Raw genomic sequence first — 20757 nt, forward strand, 5'->3', positions numbered from 1 at the left:
CCTGTGTACCAGCACACTGGCATTCTTAACCGATTTTACTGATTACGCCCACCGATTACCGATCACCATTTACTGATTACTACATTAAAAGCGGGTATAAAAATTTTACCTCCGGGTCAGGATAAACTACTTATGGCTGATCTCACTAACGAATCCGCGGTGCTTCGGAATAAAGTCCTGTTTTTTCTTTCCCTGCCCCGGCACGATGCAAAGTACACTTCCACTCCCTGGCAGATCGCCGTTCAGCTGGCGGGCGGCAACCGGGTGTTCTTTATGGACCATCCGTATACGTTTATGGACCTGCTTACCCGCTTCCGGGAGCCCGCTGTGAAGAAACGGTTGAAAGCTTATTCTTCTGAAAGCAGCAGTTTTGTGAAAGATGGGGTGACGGTGATCCTTCCGCCTTTTGTGTGGCCCGTCAATTTTCTTCCCAAAGGCAGACTCTACAACTTTTTCTCGGCATGGAATCACCGCCTCGTTGTCAAAAGGGCCAATCGTGTGCTGAAGGCTCAAGCGGTGAGCAGTGTGATCTATGTCAACTCGTTCAACTTTTATTTTCAGAAGCTGCACGCTTTTCTATCGCCAAACAAGGAGCTGAATGTTTACCATTGCATCGATCCCATGGTAAAAGGTTTTACACTGCGGCATGGACCTTACCTCCAGGCGCAGGCCGCGCGGAAGGCCGACCTGATCATTTCTACGGCCCCGGCGCTTCAGCAGCGTTTCCGCGATCAGGGATTTTCAAAAAGTTTTCTCGTGCCCAACGCCGCCAACTTCAAGCTGTTCGCGCAGGCATCGACCGTTCCACTGCATCCGAAGCTTGCCGGCGTGCAGGGAAAAGTGATGGGATTTTTTGGCAATATCGAGCGGCGTACAGACTTCACGTTGCTACGTCAGGTGCTCGATATTCTTCACGACTGGCGACTGGTGCTGGCAGGCCCCGTTGAAAAACAATATGTACCCCGCGAGTTCATGGACGACCCGCGTGTTCACTTCACCGGCGCATTCACACACGACGAGGCTCCTTCCGTGGTCAAACGTTTCGACGTGGCCATCATTCCCTTCCGGTGCGATGAAGCCGGCAAAGGCATTTATCCACTGAAGCTTTACGAATACCTGGCCGCGGGAAAACCCGTGGTCTCCACAAACTTTAACCCTGATGTGCTCGGTGACCTGAAAGAAGTGATCCAGGTTGCAGACTCACCACAGGACTTTGCAAAAGCTGTACTCATGACCTACGCTACCGACTCCGAAGAAAAGATCCAGGCACGCATCACCACCGCTTCGCAGCACACGTGGGAGAACCGGGCGAAAGATTTCAGTAACCTGATCAGCCAGGAGCTACAACAAAAAGCCGCAGCACCTCCACAGCCTGGTGGAAAGACCGGCAACGCACGTTCATTAAAAGAACGCATCAAGAACAATCCGCGCCTGAAGAAGCTCGTGCTGTCGCTCATCTTCAGACGCAAGCCCAACGGATCGCGGGTGAAGTGGTACGTCTGGTTGTGGCTCATTTTCCCGAAATATTTCCGCCGTGGTGTGAGCTGGGGCTCGCGGCTCGACCTTTCGCCCTTCAATAAGTATAAACTAGGTAAGTACTCCCGTGTAGAGCAGGGTGTTGTGATCAACAATGGCATGGGCGATGTGATCATCCACGACGAAGTGCATACGGGCATCGGATGTATCATCATCGGACCGGTAACACTGCACAAGCATGTGGGACTGTCGCAGTATGTGCGCATCCTCGGCATGCACCATGGAAGCGATGTGCTCTCGCCGCACCATCACCAACCGGCCTGGCGTGCCCCGGTGATCCTGGAAGAAGATGCTTTTATCGGTACGGGAACAGTGATCATGGGCAAAAAAAATGGCGAGCCTCTTGTGCTGGGCCGTTATTGCCGCGTGGGAGCCAATGCCCTGGTCACCACCGATATCCCTCCGTACAGTGTCGCGGTGGGAAATCCTGCCAAAGTGGTAAGGGTATGGGATTTTGAAAAGAACTGCTGGGTAAAACCTGGAACACAGTCGCCAGCCCCGCCGGAAGCGCAGCGCAAGGTTGGAAAGCCCGATATCCCGGTATTACCCGATCCTCTGTCTGAATAACCGTTCCGGTTGTCGGTCAAATACCCAATGCAGGTTCACGCAAAGAACGCAAAGAAAATGCACGCAAAGGTCGCAAAGATTTTAAATTTCACCGTCATCATGAATGGTGGTTTGAGCGTAAGTCCCGACAGCTATCGGGAGCGCGAATGAAGGATCCCCATTTAACAGCGTGCATAACAAAGTGCCAAGCGCTCGAATAAGTACGCAGTAACGATCCGCTCTCACATGCCATCACACTGGCGTCGCTCAGGATGACGGGCTTCGAAGCGAGTCTTCGCGTGCTTTGCGCTTCTTTGCGCCCTTTGCGTGAACTGCATTTCTCTCTGCTTTGAAACGTGCAATGCTCGACGGGTTTCCGAAAATGAAGAAAAGCTTTTCCCTCAAGCTCGTTGCTGTTCTCACATCCCTGATCATATCGGCATATTCATGGAAGTTGATATGAACGGGGTCATGTTTGTGGTCGATGTTGTGTGTGATGCCGTATACTGCCTGCTCTTCTTCGGGCTGATACGTTTTGAAGATACGGTCCCATATGATGAAGGTGGCGCCGTAATTTTTATTGATATATTTTTCCTGGCAGCCATGGTGCACGCGGTGATTGGACGGCGTGGCGAAGATGTATTCGATGAACCGGGGCATCTTGCGGATGTATTCCGTGTGTACCCAGAACTGGAACAGCACGGCGATCTGGTTTGTAATAAAAATGATGATGGGATGAAAACCTATAAAGGCAACAGGCAGAAAAAAGATCATCTTGATATACTGGACCCAGCTGAGCCTGAAGGAAACCGTCAGGTTATAATGCTCTCCTGAATGGTGTGCCACATGCGTAGCCCAGAAAAAGCGAAGGCGATGCGAAACATTGTGTGCCCAATAACTGCAGAAATCAAAGATGATGTAACAGGGTACAAATGTCCACCAGTAGAATTCCATACGCCAGGGTATGAGATTGTAAATGACGATAAACACGTACAGCAGTAAGGTCTTGATCAGAACGCCGATGGTGACGTTCCCCAGTCCCACGAGGATGGAGCCGATCGTTTCTTTTTTTTCATAGTATTTCCTGCTTTGGCTATAAGCGATCAGGTACTCGATCAGCACAAACAGGAACATGGCCGGTGCGGCCCAAAGAATGATATTGGGTATACTTTGCTCCACATCTTGGATGGTGTGTAAGGGTATGGGATCAGCTCCAAAAAGGTTCATTTAGTGTATAAAGGGTTAAGAAACAGCTTTACGACGCGGGAGATGGCAGAGCAGAGGCTCCGGAACAATCCAAGGTCTCGGGCATTAAGCTATGATCTTTAAAAAATGATTCCCTCCCACCGTACTGCCGGTATCCGGAACCGTCTTTTGCATATTAGGCGAAACAATTAACTTGTCAGATTAAAAAGATCTGTCATGCAAAATCAGTCCAGGCGTGTTGCCATTATCGGTGGTCAGCGCATTCCTTTTGTAAGATCGTTCCGGGAATATTCCCGTACCACCAACCAGGAGATGCTCATCGCTACCCTGCGGGGCCTTGTTAAAAAATGCAACCTCGAAGGGCGCATGCTGGGAGACGTTTCCCTGGGTGCGGTGATGACAAGCTCCATCGAATGGAACCTTGCGCGGGAGGTTGTACAGGGCAGCGGCCTCGATGCGCATACACCGGCATTCAACGTACAGCGCGCCTGCGGTACCAGCCTGGAAACGGTGAACCTCATTGCCCTGAAGATCGCCGTGGGCCAGATCGACAGTGGCATCGCCGGCGGCAGCGATACCAACAGCGACCTGCCCATCATGGTGCAACGTGCGCTGGCCTGGAAGCTCATCGACATCAACAACGCCAAAAGTTTCGGCGAGCGGTTGTCGAAGATCCTGCGCATCCGTCCCTCCGATCTGAAGCCTGCATACCCCGGCATCGTGGAACCACGCACCGGACTGTCTATGGGCCAGCACACCGAACGGATGGTGAAGGAGTGGAAGATCTCGCGGCAAGAGCAGGACCAGCTTGCCTACGAAAGCCACGTGAAGGCAGCCAGGGCTTACCAGGAAGGTTTTTACAACGACCTTGTGACGCCCTTCAAAAATGCCACCCGCGACACCATCGTGCGTGGCGATACCACCCTTGAGAAGCTGGCAAAGCTGAAACCTGTGTTCGATAAAAGTGAAGCTGGCACCATGACCGCCGGTAACAGCACCGCCTTTACGGATGGGGCAAGCGCCGTACTGCTGGGCTCCGAAGAATTTGCCCGGCAAAACAACCTGCCCGTGCAAGCTTATTTCAAAGATGCAGAAGCCGCGGCGGTTGACTATGTGCAGGGCGCAGGGCTGCTGATGGCCCCTACCATTGCCGTTGCACGCATGCTGCGCCGACACAATCTTACGTTACAGGATTTCGATTTTTATGAGATCCACGAAGCGTTTGCCGGCCAGGTATTGAGCACGCTGAAAGCATGGGAGAGCGCGGAATACTGCCGCAAAGTGTTGGGCCTGGAAAAGGCGCTCGGTGCGATCGACCGCAGCAAGATGAATGTAAAGGGTGGAAGCCTGGCGCTGGGTCATCCCTTCGGTGCCACCGGCGCGCGTACAGTTGCCACCCTGGCCAAGCTGCTGCACCAGAAAGGAAGTGGCCGCGGCCTGATCTCTATCTGTACCGGAGGTGGGATGGGTGTGGTGGCGATATTGGAAAGGTGATCGGTAAACAGTAACCAGTAATCGGTGATCAAGTACCGAACTGCCGATTACCGATTACCACTTACCGATTACTCTATTCCCTCGATATTAGCGTGACCTGCTTGACAGACGTCGGTAGCCAGATCATCATCTCTCCTTTTCCACGGTGAGCCCAGGCATAATAGGGAATGGCGGTAAAGGGCTGGCGTTGCGTGGAGACGGTGTTCGAAGCGCTGTCGATGATCACTGCGGAAGCTTCTGTCTTCAGGATGGTGATGCCGTTCAGCAGATCGGGTCGTGCTTCGGTGGTGAAGCTGGCATCGGCAGGCACGATGATGTTGCTCACCATGCCGTTGTTGTCGGGCCACTCGGCGCAGTATACCAGAGGGCCGCGTTGCAGGGCCATTCTGCCAAGGTCGTCTTTCACTTCAGGATTGGCCACAATCTTCCTTACTTCCATGGGCAGCACCATCTCTACCACGTCGCCTTTTTTCCAGGTACGGCTGATGGTGGCGTAACCGTTATTAACGGTATAGGCTACTGCTTTTCCATTCACTTTCACTTCCACTTTTTTCTGAAGCGGGGCAGCAAACCGGTAAAGATCAGAAGGCACGGCTTCGTTGGCTGCCCAGCCAGGGATGCGCAGCTTCAGTGCGAATGGTGTAGCGGCTGACGGATCGATGCGAAAGAGCAGGTTCCCATTCCACGGATAATTGTTTTCCTGGATGATGGATACGTCTCTTTTGTTGATCTGCAGCGTGGCGTTACTGCTGATGAATAAATTCACGAACAGGTCGTTGTCCTTTTTCCCATAAACATATCCTCCTATAGAAGGGATCAACCTGGTTACATTGGTGGGACAGCACGAACACGGGAACCAGCCTGAGCGCTCCACCTCACGGTCTTTGTGCCCCTCGCCTTTTGTGATCTCCATGGCATTGGTATAGAAGAACGATTTTCCATCCAGTCCCACGCCGGAGATCAGTCCGTTGTACAACGATCGCTCCAGGATATCCATGTAACGGGAATGACCGTGCAGCATGAACATGCGGTAGTTCCAATAAACGTTGGCAATGGCGGCGCAGGTCTCGTTGTAGGCCGTGGCATTGGGAAGCTGATAATTGTCGCCAAAACGTTCACCGTCTCCTATGGCGCCGATGCCACCCTGCACATAGATCTTCTTTGATACCACGTTGTCCCAGATGCCGTCAATGGCTTTCAGGTAGGCAGCGTCGCCTGTGAGCGCGGCTACATCGGCCATGGCGGCGTAGAGGTAACCAGCGCGAACGGCGTGGCCAATGGCTTCGTCCTGCGCTACCACGGGCTTGTGATCCTGCCAGTAAGCGCCGTTTTTCCACGGGTCTTTGCTGGTGGCATCATACCCGCTGTAATGGCCACGTTCATCTATAAAGTACTTAGCGGTTTCGAGGTATTTCTGCGCGCCCGTGATGCGGTATAATTTCACCAGCCCCATTTCGATCACTTCATGCCCGGGGGCAACATGCTTCTTGTCAGGACCGAACACAGCACAGACGAGGTCCGCATTTTTCAGGGCGATGTCAAGCAGTGAACGTTTACCGGTTGCCTGGTAATGAGCGGCAGCGGCTTCGTAGAGGTGCCCTGAATTGTAAAGCTCATGGCTGAGCTCGCGCTCTTTCTCCCAGCGCTCCTTGCCAGCCCAGCGATGTGGCTCCGCCGGGTTGATGGTGCGGGCCGTATAGAGATATCCATCCGGTTCCTGCGCGTTGCTGATCTTGATGATGAGTGTATCGATATAAGATTCCAGCGCCTTGTCCGGATACAGGCTCAGCGAAAAAGAAGCACCTTCAATGGTCTTGTAGATATCGGTATCATCAAAAGGATAAACGGTGCAGAATTTACCACTTCTGGCGGCGGCCATTTCAAAGTTCTTAACGCGGCCCGTGCTCTCGCACCGCTCAAATGACGCCGGGATGGTTACCGTATGGTTGATCCTGATGCGTGGCATCCAAAAACCGTCGTTGAGCTTTACATTCGTGAAAGGAACAGCTTGAATGGGATAATCACGGTGTTGTGCCTGCACGGTTGCAGCAGACAACAGTGAACACAGGTAGAATAGGTGTTTCCATGTTTCCGCGATATTGGGTTTCATAATAAGGGCATTTTAGGCAAGAATTGTCAATGATCGATGTACAAATGTGCAAATTAAAATGCAGGTTCTTCGCAACGTCCGGTTATGGATACAGGTATCCTCCAATTGCACATTTACTAACTGAGCATTGACCATTAAAATCTTACTTTCTCCGGGCATAATTGCAGGTCTTCGGAAAAATCAAAAATCCTTCATCCCTGCAGATGGCTGGCACGAAAATTTAATTTAAGGTGGGAAGGACCGTGATAGAAGGGTAAAAATCAGGTTCTTATTGAGCCATGCAACACCAAGTCAGATTTAACGAATTACCGCTTACAGATAAAGCCCTTTTGATCGCTGAGTTCGGAAAATATTTGGAGTCCATAGAGTTTTACGACTACTGGATCCACTTATACGCTTTGAATTCGAATTTTATAGAGATCTATTATAACATCAATACACGCCAGATCGATAGGATATCGCTGGTCAATTACGCGGACCTGGATAAGTATCTTTCAAGGATAGTGATCCATACGACGAAGAAGTAGTTGCCAGTTGCCGGTCTCCGGTTACCGGTTAGAACAGTGTTGTGACAACTTTCAGTGTAATGAAGTAAGCAGAAACTTTATGTCACCACTAATGATTTGACGGATGCGTGCTGGCCATCCGGCAACTGGCAACCGGTAACCGATTCAACCTCTTAACTGGTACGCCTTCGGTTTGGTGAAGGCGCGGAGGCCTGCGTGCGAGAGGGTTGAGCCGAAGCCGGAGTGTTTTCTTCCGCTCCAGGGAACGGCGGCGCTCACGCGGTCGCAACAATTCCAGTAACCCGTTCCCGAATTCACTTGTCTCAGGATATTTTTTGCGCGGTCCTGGCTGCTGCTATAGACGGAAGCGGTCAATCCATAGTCCGTATCGTTCATCAGGGTGACGGCTTCGTCGTCATCTTTTACTTTCATGATGCCGATCACCGGACCGAAAGATTCTTCACGCATCACGCTCATGTTGTGGTTCGCATTGATGACCACCGTGGGCTCGAAATAATAACCTTTTCCGCTGATACGGTTGCCGCCTGCTATCACGGTGGCGCCTTTCTGCGTGGCCTCTGTGATCTGGTTATCGAGCACCACGAGCTGGTCTTTGCGGGTCAGTGGACCGATGTACACGCCTTGCTCCGTGGGGGATCCCTTCTTCCAGGTGCTTACCTCCTTCACAAATTCATCGACGTAGCGGTCATAGACCTTCTCATGTACATAGATGCGTTCAACGGCGCAGCAGCTCTGCCCGTTGTTGTAAAAGGCGCCATCGGCGGTGGCGGCTGCAACGGACTTGATATCTGCAACATCGTCGGCCACATACAGCGGATCTTTGCCGCCAAGCTCGCACTGGCAGGGAACCATTTTCGGCGCCACTCTTTCGTAAATATATTTTCCTGTCTTATACGAGCCAGTAAAGAAATAACCATCAAAGGGAAGATCGAGCAGGTACTCACCGGTGTTCCGGCCACCGATGGCAACGTGAAAAACATCGCGGGGCACGCCCGCCTGCTTCAGTAACTTTTCGATCTCCAGCCCGGTGAGGGTGGCGTATTCAGAAGGTTTGTACATCACCGCATTTCCCGCCAGCAACGCCGGTACAAAAACGTTGACTCCCACCAGGTAAGGATAGTTCCAGGCGGAGATATTACAAACAACGCCCAGCGGCTCGTATGCAATTTTCTCTTCCAGGCCTTTGTCAACGGTCATCGTTTCTTCAGACAGGTATTTTTCTGCATTCTCGGTAAGCCATTTGATGCGGGCCCGCGCGCCGTTCACTTCATTACGCGACTGCTGCAACGGCTTGCCTACCTCCGATGTCAGCACCGACGCCAGCGCCTCGATGTGCTGCTCCAGCAACGAAGAAAAGTTCTTCAACACCTGAACACGCTGCTGCAACGGTACGCTATGCCATCCGGCCTGCGCAGCCTTCAGCAACCGGAACTTGTCACCAACACTTTCTTTGGTGTCTTCTGCGATGTCTTTGATGATCTCTTCTGTAGCGGGGTTGATGATCTGCATGTCTGGGAGGTTAAATTTCAAGTTTGAAGTTTGAAGTTTAAAGTTTAAAGTTTAAAGTTTCAAGTTTAAAGTTTGGAGTTTAAAGTTGCCGGTTGCCAGTTACCGGTTGGTTACGGTGTTAGTCTATTACGGTGCCTCTTCAACATTGGTTCGAGCAATCGTATCCTTCGCTCGCACAACCCGCCGCACGTTGTCGCCGCTCGCCCCGAATCCTTACTCCACCGCTTCTGACTCCTGACTTCTGGCTCCTGGCTTCTATCCCTTACTCCTTACTCCTTACTCCTTACTCCTTCTCTTACTGCTTCCAGGAAACTGAGCTTAATATTCTTCGAAAACGGATTCCCTAAATCCGTCATCCGCTCCGGGTGCCACTGTACCAGCTGCAGGTAAGGTTTTCCAGCACCGTTCTTCCGTTCGATGCCTTCTACGATGCCATCGGGTGACAACGCGTTTGAGACCAGGCCTTTGCCGATGAGCTCAGCGCTCTGGTGATGCGCGCTGTTGATCTCGCCGATCTCGGAGCCTGCTATTTTTCGCAGCATGCTGTTGGCGTCTACCTGCACCGTGTGGTAACGATCCTTGTCCGCAAACCGCGAATGGTTAAACCTGCCGAAAGAAGGGATGTCGGGAACGAGTGTGCCCCCATAGAACACGTTCGCCATCTGAAGGCCACGGCAAATGCCCAGCAACGGAAGCTGTTTGCTTTCAGTATATTCCAGCACCTTCCACTCGAACTCATCGCGACGCTCGTCGATCTCGTCACAATATTCGAGGTATTCCATTTTGTTATAGAAGCGCGGGTGAACATCTTCACCGCCGCTCAGAATAATGCCCTGACATCTTTCAATGTCGGCAAAATTGTTCTCCTTGTAGCTGAGCCTGATCACTTCCGTATCAGCTTCCTGCCTGATCCACTGCTCATAATTCGGGTATTTGCTGCAATCGGTAATGCCGATGGTGATGGGTTTCATTCCTATGTTCAATAAACGGTTAATATTTCATTGTGTGCAAGGTACAAAGTTTTCTCTGGTCGATGGTCCATGGTCAATAGTCCATAGCATGACGTTTAACCGGCAAGACCAAGCTTGCCTCGGTATCATGTGGCCCCAAGGGGAACGCAGCTCTGTCCGGCCATGGACCATGGACCATGGACTATCGACTGTGGACTGGCTTTCTACCTCACATTCAGCGAAAACCATTCCGCTTGTGATGTTGCCGGATGGTCGGTCTTGGTACGCTCGCTGATCGCCTCCTGCGCCCGACGGATGGATTTGCTTACCATCGAATGGCTGACCACTTCATGCTCTTTCATGCCCATCTTCTGCATCAGGCTGATCATGTTTTCCGGATTGAACGGCGCGAAGAAAGGCTCGTCCATCGCCGTGAGCACGGGGATCTCTTTCATGTTGAGGGTTGCAAACAAGGTCTGCTCAACCGTCGGCAACGGATAATGTTCGACGAACATCACCATACGGCCCTGCCTGTTGAAGGCCGCAGCATCACGCGCCATGATCACTTTGTTTTCCTGGTGGCCAATGGCTTGCAGCAGTTCCCGGGCAGTTTCCTCGAACCAGGCAATGAACAGACAATCAGGATTGGACTGCAACATGGCCGCGCAGGCATTCAGCTTGGCTTGTTTGCTCATCCAGATCTTATCAACAACCTTGAAACCCGGAGAAGAGCTTTTAAATAAACCGAACATAGGCTCACAATTTAAATGATTGGCACACGCGTACAAAAAATCGCTGCGCAACAACGTGACATCTGTTGCACAAAGTTGCGTCCTTTCAACACATTTCCAAAAATAGGCAGACACAGCCGTGGTGATTTCTGGTTTAAATTATATAGATTGGAAAGAGTCCATAGACCATGGTCCATAGTCCATAGCCGTGATTCGTCTCCGTCATTCAGAGCGAGGAATGCGGGATGCTTGCGCGGAGCGAGGAATCCCATTGTAAGGAGGTGCACGCGCATAGAAGCGGTGCCCGAATTAGATATGCAGTAAGATTCCGGGATCCTTCGCTCGCACAGCCCATCACAGTGCCACCGCTCTGGATGACGGCCTTCGAAGGGAGAATGCCCATCGACTATGGACTCTTAAGAAAAGAAAGCGAAGACCACAATAAACAATGGAATCCGGAAAGTTAAGCAAAGGTCAGTTTCAGGTTGCCGCCACAGGCTTCCTCAGCTTGTTCTCACTGGTGGGCATCATGTTCTATGGCCTTCCCTTCTTCTATGACTTCTGGGTAACAGAGTTCGGTTGGACGCGGGCAACGGTCACCTCGGGCAATGCTTTCGGAAAGATCATTGTAGGTCCACTGTTCGGTTTTATTGCAGGATGGTTCATTGACCGTTTCGGGCCGCGGCGTTTACTGCTCACCGGCATTGTGATGGGTGGCCTGGCGCTCATCGGCCTGAGCATGATGACCACGTTGTGGCAGTTTTACCTGTTCTACATTTTCAACGCGTTGGGTTACATGTTTGGAGGGCCTTTACCTAACCAGGTGCTCATCTCGCGGTGGTTCGACAAAGCACGGGGCAAAGCGATGGGCATCGTCTACCTGGGCATCGGCGTTGGCGGCGCGCTGGTACCCCAGATGGCCAAGTGGCTCAACCTGCATTTCGGTTGGCGTGAGGCGCTGATGATCCTCGGCGTGATCATGATCGTGCTGGCATTCCCCATGGCGTGGTTCGTGAAGGAAAATCCTGAAGGCGCGCAGCAAACCAAACACGATGCAGCGAAAGCACCGCTGGGAGGAATTCTGAAAGGATGGCCGTTTTACCTGCTGATGATCGGCAGCATGTGCTCCATCGGCGCGGTGGCGGGCACGGGGCAGAACCTGAAACTGTTCCTGAGCATCGACCTGAAATATACGCAGGAGGCGGCGGCCAACGTGCTTTCCATTGTGCTCGTTGCCAGCATTGTGGGACGTTTGCTCATGGGCTGGCTGTCAGACCGTATTCAAAAAAAATACGTCATGATCCTCATCTATGCGCTGGTGGCCGGATCCATTCCCATGCTTTACTTCGCCCACGTGCCCGGTGTGATCTACCTTTTTGCCTTTATCTTTGGCGTGGCGCTGGGGGGTGATTATATGATCATTCCCCTGATGGCTGCCGAGCTGTTCGGTGTTAGGGTGATGGGCCGCGTGATGGGGCTGGTGATCACGGCCGATGGACTGGCCGAAGCGTTTGCCCCCATGCTCGCAGGATGGCTTCGCGATCGCAGCGGAAGTTACGCCAACGGTTTTGCCGCGCTCATTGTGCTGGCGGTGATCGGAACCGTGGCGGTAGCGATGCTTCCCGGGAAAAAGGGAGCTTCGAGCCGTTAGCTTCAAGTTGCGAGGGAGCACCGTCTCGAAGCCCGTGGCTCACACCTCGAAGCTAAAGCTGATCGCTGCTTTACGATTGCTGATCTCCGATTTTGCTGTACCGGTCTATCCATCGCTGGCGGGCGGTCAAAAAATACGAAATTACCATAGTGGTGAGCTGATTTTCAACTGTCTGTAGGGTAACGAATGAAGAACCACATGCCTGATCCGGAGCAAAAGCGTGTCATTGCCATCACTGACCAGGAAATGATACCCGCTATCCGGAACGGAAACAGAGACGCCTTCAGGGCCGTGTTTGACCAGTGTTATCCCGATCTTTGCCAGTATGCCTTCACGGTGCTGAGAGACATGGACGAAGCCGAAGACGTGGTGCAGTCTACCTTCATCAAGATCTGGGAAAAACGGGAAGCGCTGAATGTGCAGCATACCTTGCGCGCTTACCTGTACAAGGCCGTGTATAATCAGTGCATCAACCTGCTGGACCACCGGAAGATCAAATTGAAACACCAGGAATATGGTTCGCACGAGGCAAAAGACCAGGTTCAGCATCCCGAAGTATTTCCGGAAGAGCTGGAAGGACACATCAAGGCAGTGATCAATGAGTTGCCAGAGCAGTGCCGGCGAATATTCATGCTGAGCCGGTACGAAGAGCTGCGGTATGCCGAGATCGCGGACCGGCTGAACATCTCCGTGAACACCATTGAAAATCAGATCAGCAAAGCGCTAAAGATATTAAGGTCGAAACTGAAAGACCACATCGTTTAAAAAACGGAAAGACATGAAGAGCCAAAACGACATTGAAATAAAAGACGAGCTTATCGCCCGGTACCTGGCAGGAGAAGCCGCGCCGGAAGAAGCGATGGCGCTCCACAACTGGCTGCTCGAACCTGCTAACCGCTCGTACTTCAGCGAGATGCAGGAGGTTTGGGAACAGGCTCATGCCGCCAGAAAGTCGCGTGCCGTAAGCTCCGGCCAGGCGTGGAAGAACGTGGCCGCGCGCATAGACACCGTGCGCAGGCCGTCGTTTGGCATCTTTGAATTGAATCGATACAAAGTAGCCATTGCAGCCGCGGTGACCATCGCGATCGTCACCATCGGTGTGTTAATGCTGGAGTATGGCGGCAACGACCTCAATAATCCAAAAATGATTGTTGTCACCACGCAGGATTCACTTCGTGATGTTGCGTTCCCAGATCATTCCACGGCCGTACTGTACCACAACAGCGTGCTGAGCTATGCTGAAACGTTTGGAACGCGGCAACGCGAGCTCCACCTCCTTGGCGGCGAGGCTTTCTTCAGGGTTGAGCGCAATCCGGAACAGCCATTCATTATCCATACCGACCTGGCCAACATCAGGGTCATCGGCACAGCCTTTAACGTTGTGGTGACGAAAGACACCCTGGAAGTAGGTGTTAAGGAGGGTAAAGTGATGGTGTACACGGCAAGGGATACCATTTACCTGGAAGCGGGATCGAGGGGTATTGTGCGAACGGGTACGGCGCCGATACAGGTCATCAACTCCGTAGACGCCAATGCCTGGGGATACGCCACCCACAAGCTGGTTTACCGGAACACCCCCCTGACCCGGGTGATGGCCGACCTCGCCAAGATCTACCCCTATTCCATTACTGTTTCAAACAAGAATATCTATAACTGCAGGTTAACGGCCACGTTCGACACCGATTCTGCCGAAAATTTATTAGCTTTGATAGCAGAATCGCTTAATCTTTCAGTGGCGCGAAATGACTCAGTCTTTATCTTGGGAGGAGAAGGTTGTCCGTAAGCTTACGATCACTGTATCATGCCTGCTGATCTCGTCTTTCGTCCTTGGTCAGGCCTTAACACCATCACCTGATAAAAAGATCACCCTGCAACAAGGCGTGATGCGCTTTGACGATCTCATCAACAAGCTCTCTGAGGTCACGGGGCTTAACTTCATTTACAGCTCCAACAAGATCGAAACCGGAAAAAAAGTATCCGCATCGTTCAGGAACCATTCACTGGAAGAAGTTTTTGTGATGCTGGGAAAGCAGATGAACCTGACCTTCAAAAGGCGTGACAGCTATGTGATCATCCTGCGAAATGCAACGCCGAAAGTAGCTGCGAGCCGACCCAAGCCCGTTGAGCAGCCTTCAGCACCTGAAAAAATCGAGCCTGCACCTGACATTGACGAAAGGCATATCGTGGCCTTTGCTTCACCTTCCCTGAAACTGACGGAAGATCCGGGTGAGCTTTTGTCACGGGAGTATTTTAAAGAACGTCTGCATCATTACTTCGATACCGGCTTGCTGGCCAAAGTACCCATGCGCGAGCTGCGCAAGATCAACGTGAACAATAGCCACCGCGGTTGGTTCTTCTCGCTGGGATTGGCCGTGAATAATTACTCCGCCGGGCCCGAAATGCAGCTCGGGGTGAGGTCACTTTATGTAACGTTGGGAAGGCGCTTTCTGAAAGAGGGTACGATGACTGCCTATGGACTTGGAAGCTCGTTTCTATTGTCACACAATTTCTCGTTGAACCCCTCCTATACCTATGGCGTGCTTCGCCAGGATGAGCGCAATATAATTAGTCAGAAAGGCATTTTATTTGGCAGCAGGATGAAGGTCGGCGAACATCAGCTGAAACTGATGCTGCAGTACGCCGTGGATGAAAAGATCAGCGTGCGCGTAGGGCCAACGTTCAGTCACCTGGTGATGCGGCGCCTGGATTATTTTGCTCAATCCATAGAACTTGCCACCATGGCCTCCCCGGCCCAGGCAGGACAGACTACAACAAGATTTGACTACTACTACCAGGTAGAGCCCTCACAACCTTCAGGCGTGAGAATGCTGGCCATCTATACCGAAAATACCTACTCGCGGATCGGCTGGGAAGCCGGCGTCGCCCTTCGTTTAAATTTTTCTCAACGTAAATAGTGGCAGGCCTTCCTTTGCCTGTCTTTTAGGTAATAAGAGCCATAAAACAATCTTATCACCTAAAATCCAACGTCAGTGAAAGATCGACCCCGCATCATGGAAGCCTTTCTGACTTTTCTGATCCTGGCCATTATCGCCGTAACCCAAATCGGCATGCGCTGGGAACAGCAGTATGGAGAGCGAAGACTTATGGTAGAATATGTCAATTCAGAGCTCACCGATGTACTGCGCCTGAGCGAACACCAGGCCCGGCAGATCTCCGAAATAAATTATCTGTATTACGACCGCATCTCGGAAGTGTATCTCGCCAGCTTCCGCGACACCGATGTTTTCAGCAACGAGATGCGCGCCATCACCGAGAAGAGAGACCGCACTATCATGAAGCTGCTCAACGAACGACAGAAGGACGCGTGGAGACACCTTAAGGGTGAGAATTTGAAGTGAGAGGGAAGAGTCCACAGTCCACGGTCGACAGTCCACGGCATTTCTCCTTCTGAAACCGGTATCCTGAGCCGAATCTTGTGCAACGGAAACACATGAACGAAGGATCCCCTGATCTGTGGACCGTGGACTGTCGACTGATCCATCCCTTACGTCTCTGAGAGTTCACCCTTCATCTAATCGATTTCTTTCAGAGGTTGCAGCGGGATAGTTTCACCGTTTCAATCTTGACTTATTCCAGCACTATCATGAAAAAATCACTGCTTCAGGTTCTGTTTTTGATCGCGGCGTTCTCTTCCACAGCACAGGATACTCCCAAGCGGAAAGGTCCGCCGGATCTTCCCGGAACTTTCCTGCTAGAGCTCGGGCTCAACAGGTCTACTAACGCCTCCGGCGATTTCAGCACCGGCTTCTGGGGCTCTCGTACATTGAACGTATATTACCAATACGATCTGCGCATTCTGAGATCACGGTTCTCCTTTGCACCCGGCCTGGGACTTGGTATGGATCGTTATAAATTCAGGAACAACTACACGCTCGACTACGAATCGGGAACCAACCTGCTCACCCTGAGTAAAAGCAACCTGGCCGTGACCAAATCACAGCTCATCACCAATTACCTCGATGTTCCGCTCGAGCTTCGGTATACCAGCAACCCAGAGAACCCCAACCGCAGCCTGAAGATCGCTGCCGGATTCCGCGGCGGCGTGCTGGTCAGCTCCTTCACCAAACTGAAATACGACGATGACGACGAAGTCGTCAAAGAAAAGATCCGCAGGAACTGGAATCTCAACCGCTACCGCTACGGCATCTACGGCAAGATCGGCACGGGCAACTTCAGCATCTTCGGATATTACAACCTGTCAACACTCTTCCAGAACGGAAAAGGACCTGATGAGCATGATAACAACACAGCGACGTTTGGAATTTCGTTGGGAGGGTTTTGATTTAAAGTTTAAAGTTTCAGGTTTAAAGTTGAGAGCATCACGCTTTATCTGGAGCTCCCTAACTTTAAACTTTAAACTTATAACTTACAACTCATTTCACCACCATCTTCCTCCGCTCTACCACTCTCCCATTCACTACAAGTGCGTAGCGATAGGTTCCGGGAGCGAGGCGGCTGGCGTCAATTTTGATCTCACCTTCATCTTTCAGATCGTTAAAGGTCATCACCCGGTTGCCTGCTTCATCGTTGACAAAAATATAACGCTCATAGGCATCGATAGCGCTGTAGCGGATCATGGTGTGCTCATTGTGCGACACGGGATCAGGCGTGTTCTGTGCCAGGCCGAGCTTCCTGCTAATGGACGGCCGACTGGTATTACCGGTTGACTTCTCGTCTTCCTGCGCCATCAATTGGCCGGAAGATGCCACCAGCAGCAATCCCAGCAAAAAACTTCTGTTGATCATAAGAGCTTTCAAAGTACGAGCAACATTACGAACATCCGCAGGCAGAAGGAAATGAAAGAGACGAAGCGGGGTTATGTTGAGACAGTCCACGGTCGACAGACCATAGACCACAGTTAGATTCGTGAAGTTAACTCAGTACAGTGTAGTGAAAGCATTAGGAATTTGGCATCAGGCACTAGAAGAGTACAACGTACGTTAGCAATCCTGTTTTTCCCGATGCCGCTAACTGCCGTGGACCGTCAACTGTGGACTGTGGACTGATCCAAAAAGAAAGGCCCTTGCTCAAATTACTTTGGCAAGGGCCGCGATCGGAAAAAGACCCCTCTCACAAAACCGATCGTGACATTATAACGCACCAAATGGCCGTTTATGTTTTCTGTCCGGTGGATTTTAGTCGAACAGTTGAAATGTGTAGATCACCGGCGCGATTTTATCGACAGACAACGTGATCGTACTGAACGCAGCGCAGAAATACCAGTTCACGCAAAGCCGCCAAGAAGCGCAAAGCCCGCGAAGGAATGCAAAGCATCGAACCGCTCCTTTGAATTCACGCACTCTTACCCACAGACCACCCTTCAGGATAACGGGCGAAACGGGAACGCTCCTCCTTTGCGATTTCTTTCCGACCTTTGCGTTCTGCATTTCAATTCGCTGCACTATCCTTCGACTGCAGGTTCGAAGGATCAACGATGCGGTAAAGATTTTCTTTGTAGTGGTCGCTGATGGGGATCTGGGTTTTCAGCAGGTTGATCCTCCCCTTTCTGATGGAGACAATTTTCTTCAGCGACACAATGAAAGATTTGTGCACCCTGAGGAACTGATCTGAGGGCAGCTTCTCTTCCATGGATTTCATGCTCATGCGCGTGATCACCGGCCTTGGCGATGAGAGCAGGAATATTTTAATGTAGTCTTTCAACCCTTCCACGTAAACAACATCCTGGATATCGATCTTTACCAGGTTGTATTCCGAGTTCACAAATAAAAAATCAGGCGAAGCGCTGGCCTGCACCGGGGGATTCTTCCTGAAGTTGAACTGCTCGTACGCTTTGTTCACACCTTTGAGAAAACGTTCGAACGACACCGGCTTCAGCAGGTAATCCACCACATCGAGGTTGTAGCTTTCAATGGCGTATTTCTCATAAGCGGTAATGAAGATCACCAGCGGCGGATTCTTGGAAAGTCCGTTCAGGAACTGGATGCCCGTAATGCCTGGCATCTGGATGTCGAGAAACAGCAGGTCGACAGGATTCTCCTGCAGGAAGTGGTTCGCCTCAATGGCATTGGAACACGTTCTCAGCAACTTCAGGAACGGGATCTTCTTGATATTGTCTTCCAGGAGGTCAAGCGCCAGGGGCTCATCGTCAACAGCAATGCAGGTCATCATTTTACGATCAGTTTTAGTTCTGTAACGTACCAATGGTCTTCAACGATATTCGTTTCGAGCGAATAATGGTCTTTATAAAGCAGATCGAGCCTCCGCTTCACATTCTGGAGGCCGATACCGGAGCTGGAATCCTTGGTTTCGGTGCCGGAAGGATTGAATTTATTTCGCACAGAAAAATTGATCTGGTATTCAGTGGCCCCAAGCGTAATGATGATGATCGGATCTTTGATGAGGCCCACACCGTGTTTAAAGCTGTTCTCCACGAAGGGCACGAGCAGCATCGGCTCTATCTCCAGGTCTTTGCGCAGCAGCTCCACATGGAAGTGCATGTCTACCACGCTGCCGAAGCGAAGTTTCTGAAGGTTGATGTAGTTGCGAATGTATTCCGCCTCCTGCTCGATGCTAACCTTTTTGTCGCTGTGATACAACGTGTGGCGCATGAGCTCAGAAAGTTGGATGATGGCCGACTCAACCTGATCTGATTTCTTACGGGCGAGGGCGGCCAGGCTGTTCAGCACGTTGAACATGAAGTGCGGACTCACCTGCGAGCGAAGAAATGACAGCTCCGATTTCAGCCTTTCCGTTTCCTGTTCCTTTTTCAGGTTCTCGAAGTCCGTTCTGTCCTGAACAATGCGGAGCGCCAGGCTCAGTCCGAATACCATCAGGAAGTACGGCATGCCGATGAAGAACGGCGGCGCAAACCGGAACGGGAACGGCAGGAAGAGCGACCGGAAAGCATAACCCGCCGATGCATAAACGATGAACGACAGCATCACCACGCCCAGGTATGGAAGCCATCCCTTGCGATTGAGCACCCTGGGAATGAGCACGAACATGTTGGCGTAGAAGAACAGGGCCAGCAACGTATTGGTCACCAGCGCCTCGTACCGGAAAATGGTGGGATCAAACTGTTGGGCAGCCCGCTCCAGGAACTCGGTTCTGTCGGGGCCTGGCCCACGGTCGTCTGGCGGCCTTCCTGTATGGTGGCGGGCAGAAAATCCATAGGGCAATAAAAAAAGAAGCGCCCATCCACAGACATGTAGCCCTACTACCAATATCCTGTTAGCCACTCCTTTTTTGAACATTCGAAACTGAGCTTTGAGCAATATAAGTGCTTTCTCCGAAAAGTTGCCCGTCGTGATGATCAATTCAACGGTTCCCGATAACCACACTGTCATCCGACGGGCTTCAGATCCACCAAAACTAACTAAAATGAACTATGAATCTGAAAGAGCTCTTACAGTTTAAAGTTTCAGGTTTCAGGTTTCAAGTTCGGGTCCCCCCAACTTTAAACTTTAAACTTTAAATTTTAAACTTTCAATCTAGTTATCTTCATCATACTCCTCGAGGTGTTTGAATTCCCAGATGTCGTCGTAGCGGCTCGTGCCGTTCTGGCCCGTGCCTACGAAAGCCTGTTCACCCAGCACATAACCAACCGCGAGGCTTCGCGCCGATCCCTCGAAAGAGGTACGGTCATCCCATTCGCCTGTTTGTGAATTGTACTGATACACGCTCCTGTCTGTGGCTCCACTCGAAGCAACGCCGCCCACAATGTAGGCATAAGGACCGATCACCAGGGCCACGGCATCGTGCCTGAAAACGCCAAGCTTGAATTCATCATAGTAGTCGTCATCATCGGAATCAGGCGTAAGTTTTGTCCAGCCCGCGTCATTGGGATCGAAGCGCCAGAAGCCGGTATTGTAAGATCCATTGTTCCGGCCCGTGCAAACGTATCCTTTGCCATCGATGACAAACGCAAGGCCACCTTCGATCTTCTCACCCGGGTAGCTCCTGATCTCGTGCCACATGGGTGTGCTGGTGGGATCAAACTCCCAGAAGTCGCTGTTGTATTTATCGCCGTCATAACCTGTGCCGATATAAGCTTTCGACCCGATGGCGAATGCCACCGCATTGTACCGAGCAGTGCCAGCGAAACTTTCAACCTGAGTCCAGGCATCCGTATCGGGATTATACTCCCAGAAATCACCAAGCTCTTCCTTGGTCAGCTCGCGATTGTATCCGAGGCCGATGTATCCCCTTCCGTTGATGGAGAAGGCCACCGCTCTTTCCCTCGCTGTTCCGGGAAATGTTTTTTTGTTCTCCCAGTAACCGGTGTTGATATCGTAGGAATAAAAATCAGTGATGTACTCGTCACCGTCGTAGCCGAGTCCCACAAAAGCTTTCGAACCGATGGTGAATGAAATGGCTCCCGATCTTGGCCGCCCCTTGAAAGGTGTTGTTTTGGTCCAATTGCCAATAGAGGTGGTTTCTTCTTCCGGGTCGGCGCAAGACGAAGAAAGGCTGACAGCGACCAGGAGAAGCATGAAGATCCGGTATTTCATAGAAT

General features: G+C 51.5%; 18 protein-coding genes. 9 read left to right on the top strand and 9 right to left on the bottom strand.

Annotated features, from left to right (window positions below):
* Positions 1-132: 132 nt before the first annotated feature.
* On the top strand, positions 133-2103 hold the full coding sequence (locus KK083_RS12005; protein WP_254163477.1) for a glycosyltransferase: 1971 nt from the start codon (positions 133-135) through the stop codon (positions 2101-2103).
* A 246-nt stretch (positions 2104-2349) separates the two neighbouring features.
* On the opposite strand, the gene KK083_RS12010 is transcribed toward KK083_RS12005, so the two are convergent.
* Positions 2350-3309 (bottom strand): sterol desaturase family protein, encoded by a 960-nt coding sequence (locus KK083_RS12010; protein WP_254163478.1) that lies wholly within the window; start codon positions 3307-3309, stop codon positions 2350-2352.
* A gap of 195 nt (positions 3310-3504) precedes the next feature.
* On the opposite strand from KK083_RS12010, the gene KK083_RS12015 reads away from it, so the two are divergent.
* Positions 3505-4782, top strand: a complete 1278-nt coding sequence (locus KK083_RS12015; protein WP_254163479.1) for an acetyl-CoA C-acetyltransferase — start codon at positions 3505-3507, stop codon at positions 4780-4782.
* A 73-nt stretch (positions 4783-4855) separates the two neighbouring features.
* On the opposite strand, the gene KK083_RS12020 is transcribed toward KK083_RS12015, so the two are convergent.
* The gene (locus KK083_RS12020; RefSeq protein ID WP_254163480.1) at positions 4856-6892 is read right to left on the bottom strand and encodes a glycoside hydrolase family 127 protein; all 2037 of its coding nucleotides are present in this window, start codon (positions 6890-6892) and stop codon (positions 4856-4858) included.
* Between the two features lie 329 nt (positions 6893-7221).
* Here KK083_RS12020 and KK083_RS12025 point away from each other — a divergent pair, with 329 nt between their 5' ends.
* Positions 7222-7419, top strand: a complete 198-nt coding sequence (locus KK083_RS12025; RefSeq protein WP_254163481.1) for a hypothetical protein — start codon at positions 7222-7224, stop codon at positions 7417-7419.
* Positions 7420-7563: 144 nt separating this feature from the next.
* On the opposite strand, the gene KK083_RS12030 is transcribed toward KK083_RS12025, so the two are convergent.
* The 3 genes from KK083_RS12030 to KK083_RS12040 form a co-directional block, all read right to left on the bottom strand.
* Positions 7564-8949, bottom strand: coding sequence for an aldehyde dehydrogenase family protein (locus KK083_RS12030; protein WP_254163482.1), 1386 nt, complete (start codon positions 8947-8949; stop codon positions 7564-7566).
* Between the two features lie 248 nt (positions 8950-9197).
* On the bottom strand, positions 9198-9899 hold the full coding sequence (locus KK083_RS12035) for a gamma-glutamyl-gamma-aminobutyrate hydrolase family protein (RefSeq protein WP_254163483.1): 702 nt from the start codon (positions 9897-9899) through the stop codon (positions 9198-9200).
* Between the two features lie 203 nt (positions 9900-10102).
* Complete coding sequence (locus KK083_RS12040) at positions 10103-10630, bottom strand: hypothetical protein (protein ID WP_254163484.1); 528 nt, start codon at positions 10628-10630, stop codon at positions 10103-10105.
* Positions 10631-11057: 427 nt separating this feature from the next.
* Here KK083_RS12040 and KK083_RS12045 point away from each other — a divergent pair, with 427 nt between their 5' ends.
* From KK083_RS12045 to KK083_RS12070, 6 genes are all read left to right on the top strand, one after another.
* Positions 11058-12260 carry an MFS transporter gene (locus tag KK083_RS12045; protein WP_254163485.1) on the top strand — a complete coding sequence of 401 codons (1203 nt, stop codon included), beginning with the start codon at positions 11058-11060 and terminating at the stop codon, positions 12258-12260.
* A gap of 186 nt (positions 12261-12446) precedes the next feature.
* A complete protein-coding gene (locus KK083_RS12050) occupies positions 12447-13025 on the top strand; it encodes an RNA polymerase sigma-70 factor (protein ID WP_254163486.1) in 579 nt (192 codons plus the stop codon).
* Positions 13026-13038: 13 nt separating this feature from the next.
* Entirely contained in the window at positions 13039-14043 is a 1005-nt protein-coding gene (locus tag KK083_RS12055) for a FecR family protein (RefSeq protein WP_254163487.1), read from the top strand.
* Entirely contained in the window at positions 14003-15175 is a 1173-nt protein-coding gene (locus KK083_RS12060) for an STN domain-containing protein (protein WP_254163488.1), read from the top strand. Before KK083_RS12055 ends, KK083_RS12060 begins: the two co-directional genes overlap by 41 nt.
* 75 nt (positions 15176-15250) lie before the next feature.
* Positions 15251-15619: a hypothetical protein gene (locus KK083_RS12065; protein ID WP_254163489.1), complete on the top strand. Its 369-nt coding sequence runs from the start codon at positions 15251-15253 to the stop codon at positions 15617-15619.
* A 245-nt stretch (positions 15620-15864) separates the two neighbouring features.
* Complete coding sequence (locus KK083_RS12070; protein WP_254163490.1) at positions 15865-16563, top strand: outer membrane beta-barrel protein; 699 nt, start codon at positions 15865-15867, stop codon at positions 16561-16563.
* A 91-nt stretch (positions 16564-16654) separates the two neighbouring features.
* Here the strand turns inward: KK083_RS12070 and KK083_RS12075 are convergent, their stop codons facing one another.
* The 4 genes from KK083_RS12075 to KK083_RS12090 form a co-directional block, all read right to left on the bottom strand.
* Entirely contained in the window at positions 16655-17026 is a 372-nt protein-coding gene (locus KK083_RS12075; protein WP_254163491.1) for a hypothetical protein, read from the bottom strand.
* A 643-nt stretch (positions 17027-17669) separates the two neighbouring features.
* Positions 17670-18410 (bottom strand): LytR/AlgR family response regulator transcription factor, encoded by a 741-nt coding sequence (locus tag KK083_RS12080; RefSeq protein WP_317195225.1) that lies wholly within the window; start codon positions 18408-18410, stop codon positions 17670-17672.
* A complete protein-coding gene (locus KK083_RS12085) occupies positions 18407-19495 on the bottom strand; it encodes a sensor histidine kinase (protein ID WP_254163492.1) in 1089 nt (362 codons plus the stop codon). Before KK083_RS12085 ends, KK083_RS12080 begins: the two co-directional genes overlap by 4 nt.
* 237 nt (positions 19496-19732) lie before the next feature.
* Positions 19733-20752 (bottom strand): Kelch repeat-containing protein, encoded by a 1020-nt coding sequence (locus KK083_RS12090; protein WP_254163493.1) that lies wholly within the window; start codon positions 20750-20752, stop codon positions 19733-19735.
* Between the last annotated feature and the right edge of the window lie 5 nt (positions 20753-20757).

Source organism: Chryseosolibacter histidinae (assembly GCF_018598225.1).
Taxonomy (GTDB): Bacteria; Bacteroidota; Bacteroidia; order Cytophagales; family Cyclobacteriaceae; genus Chryseosolibacter; species Chryseosolibacter histidini.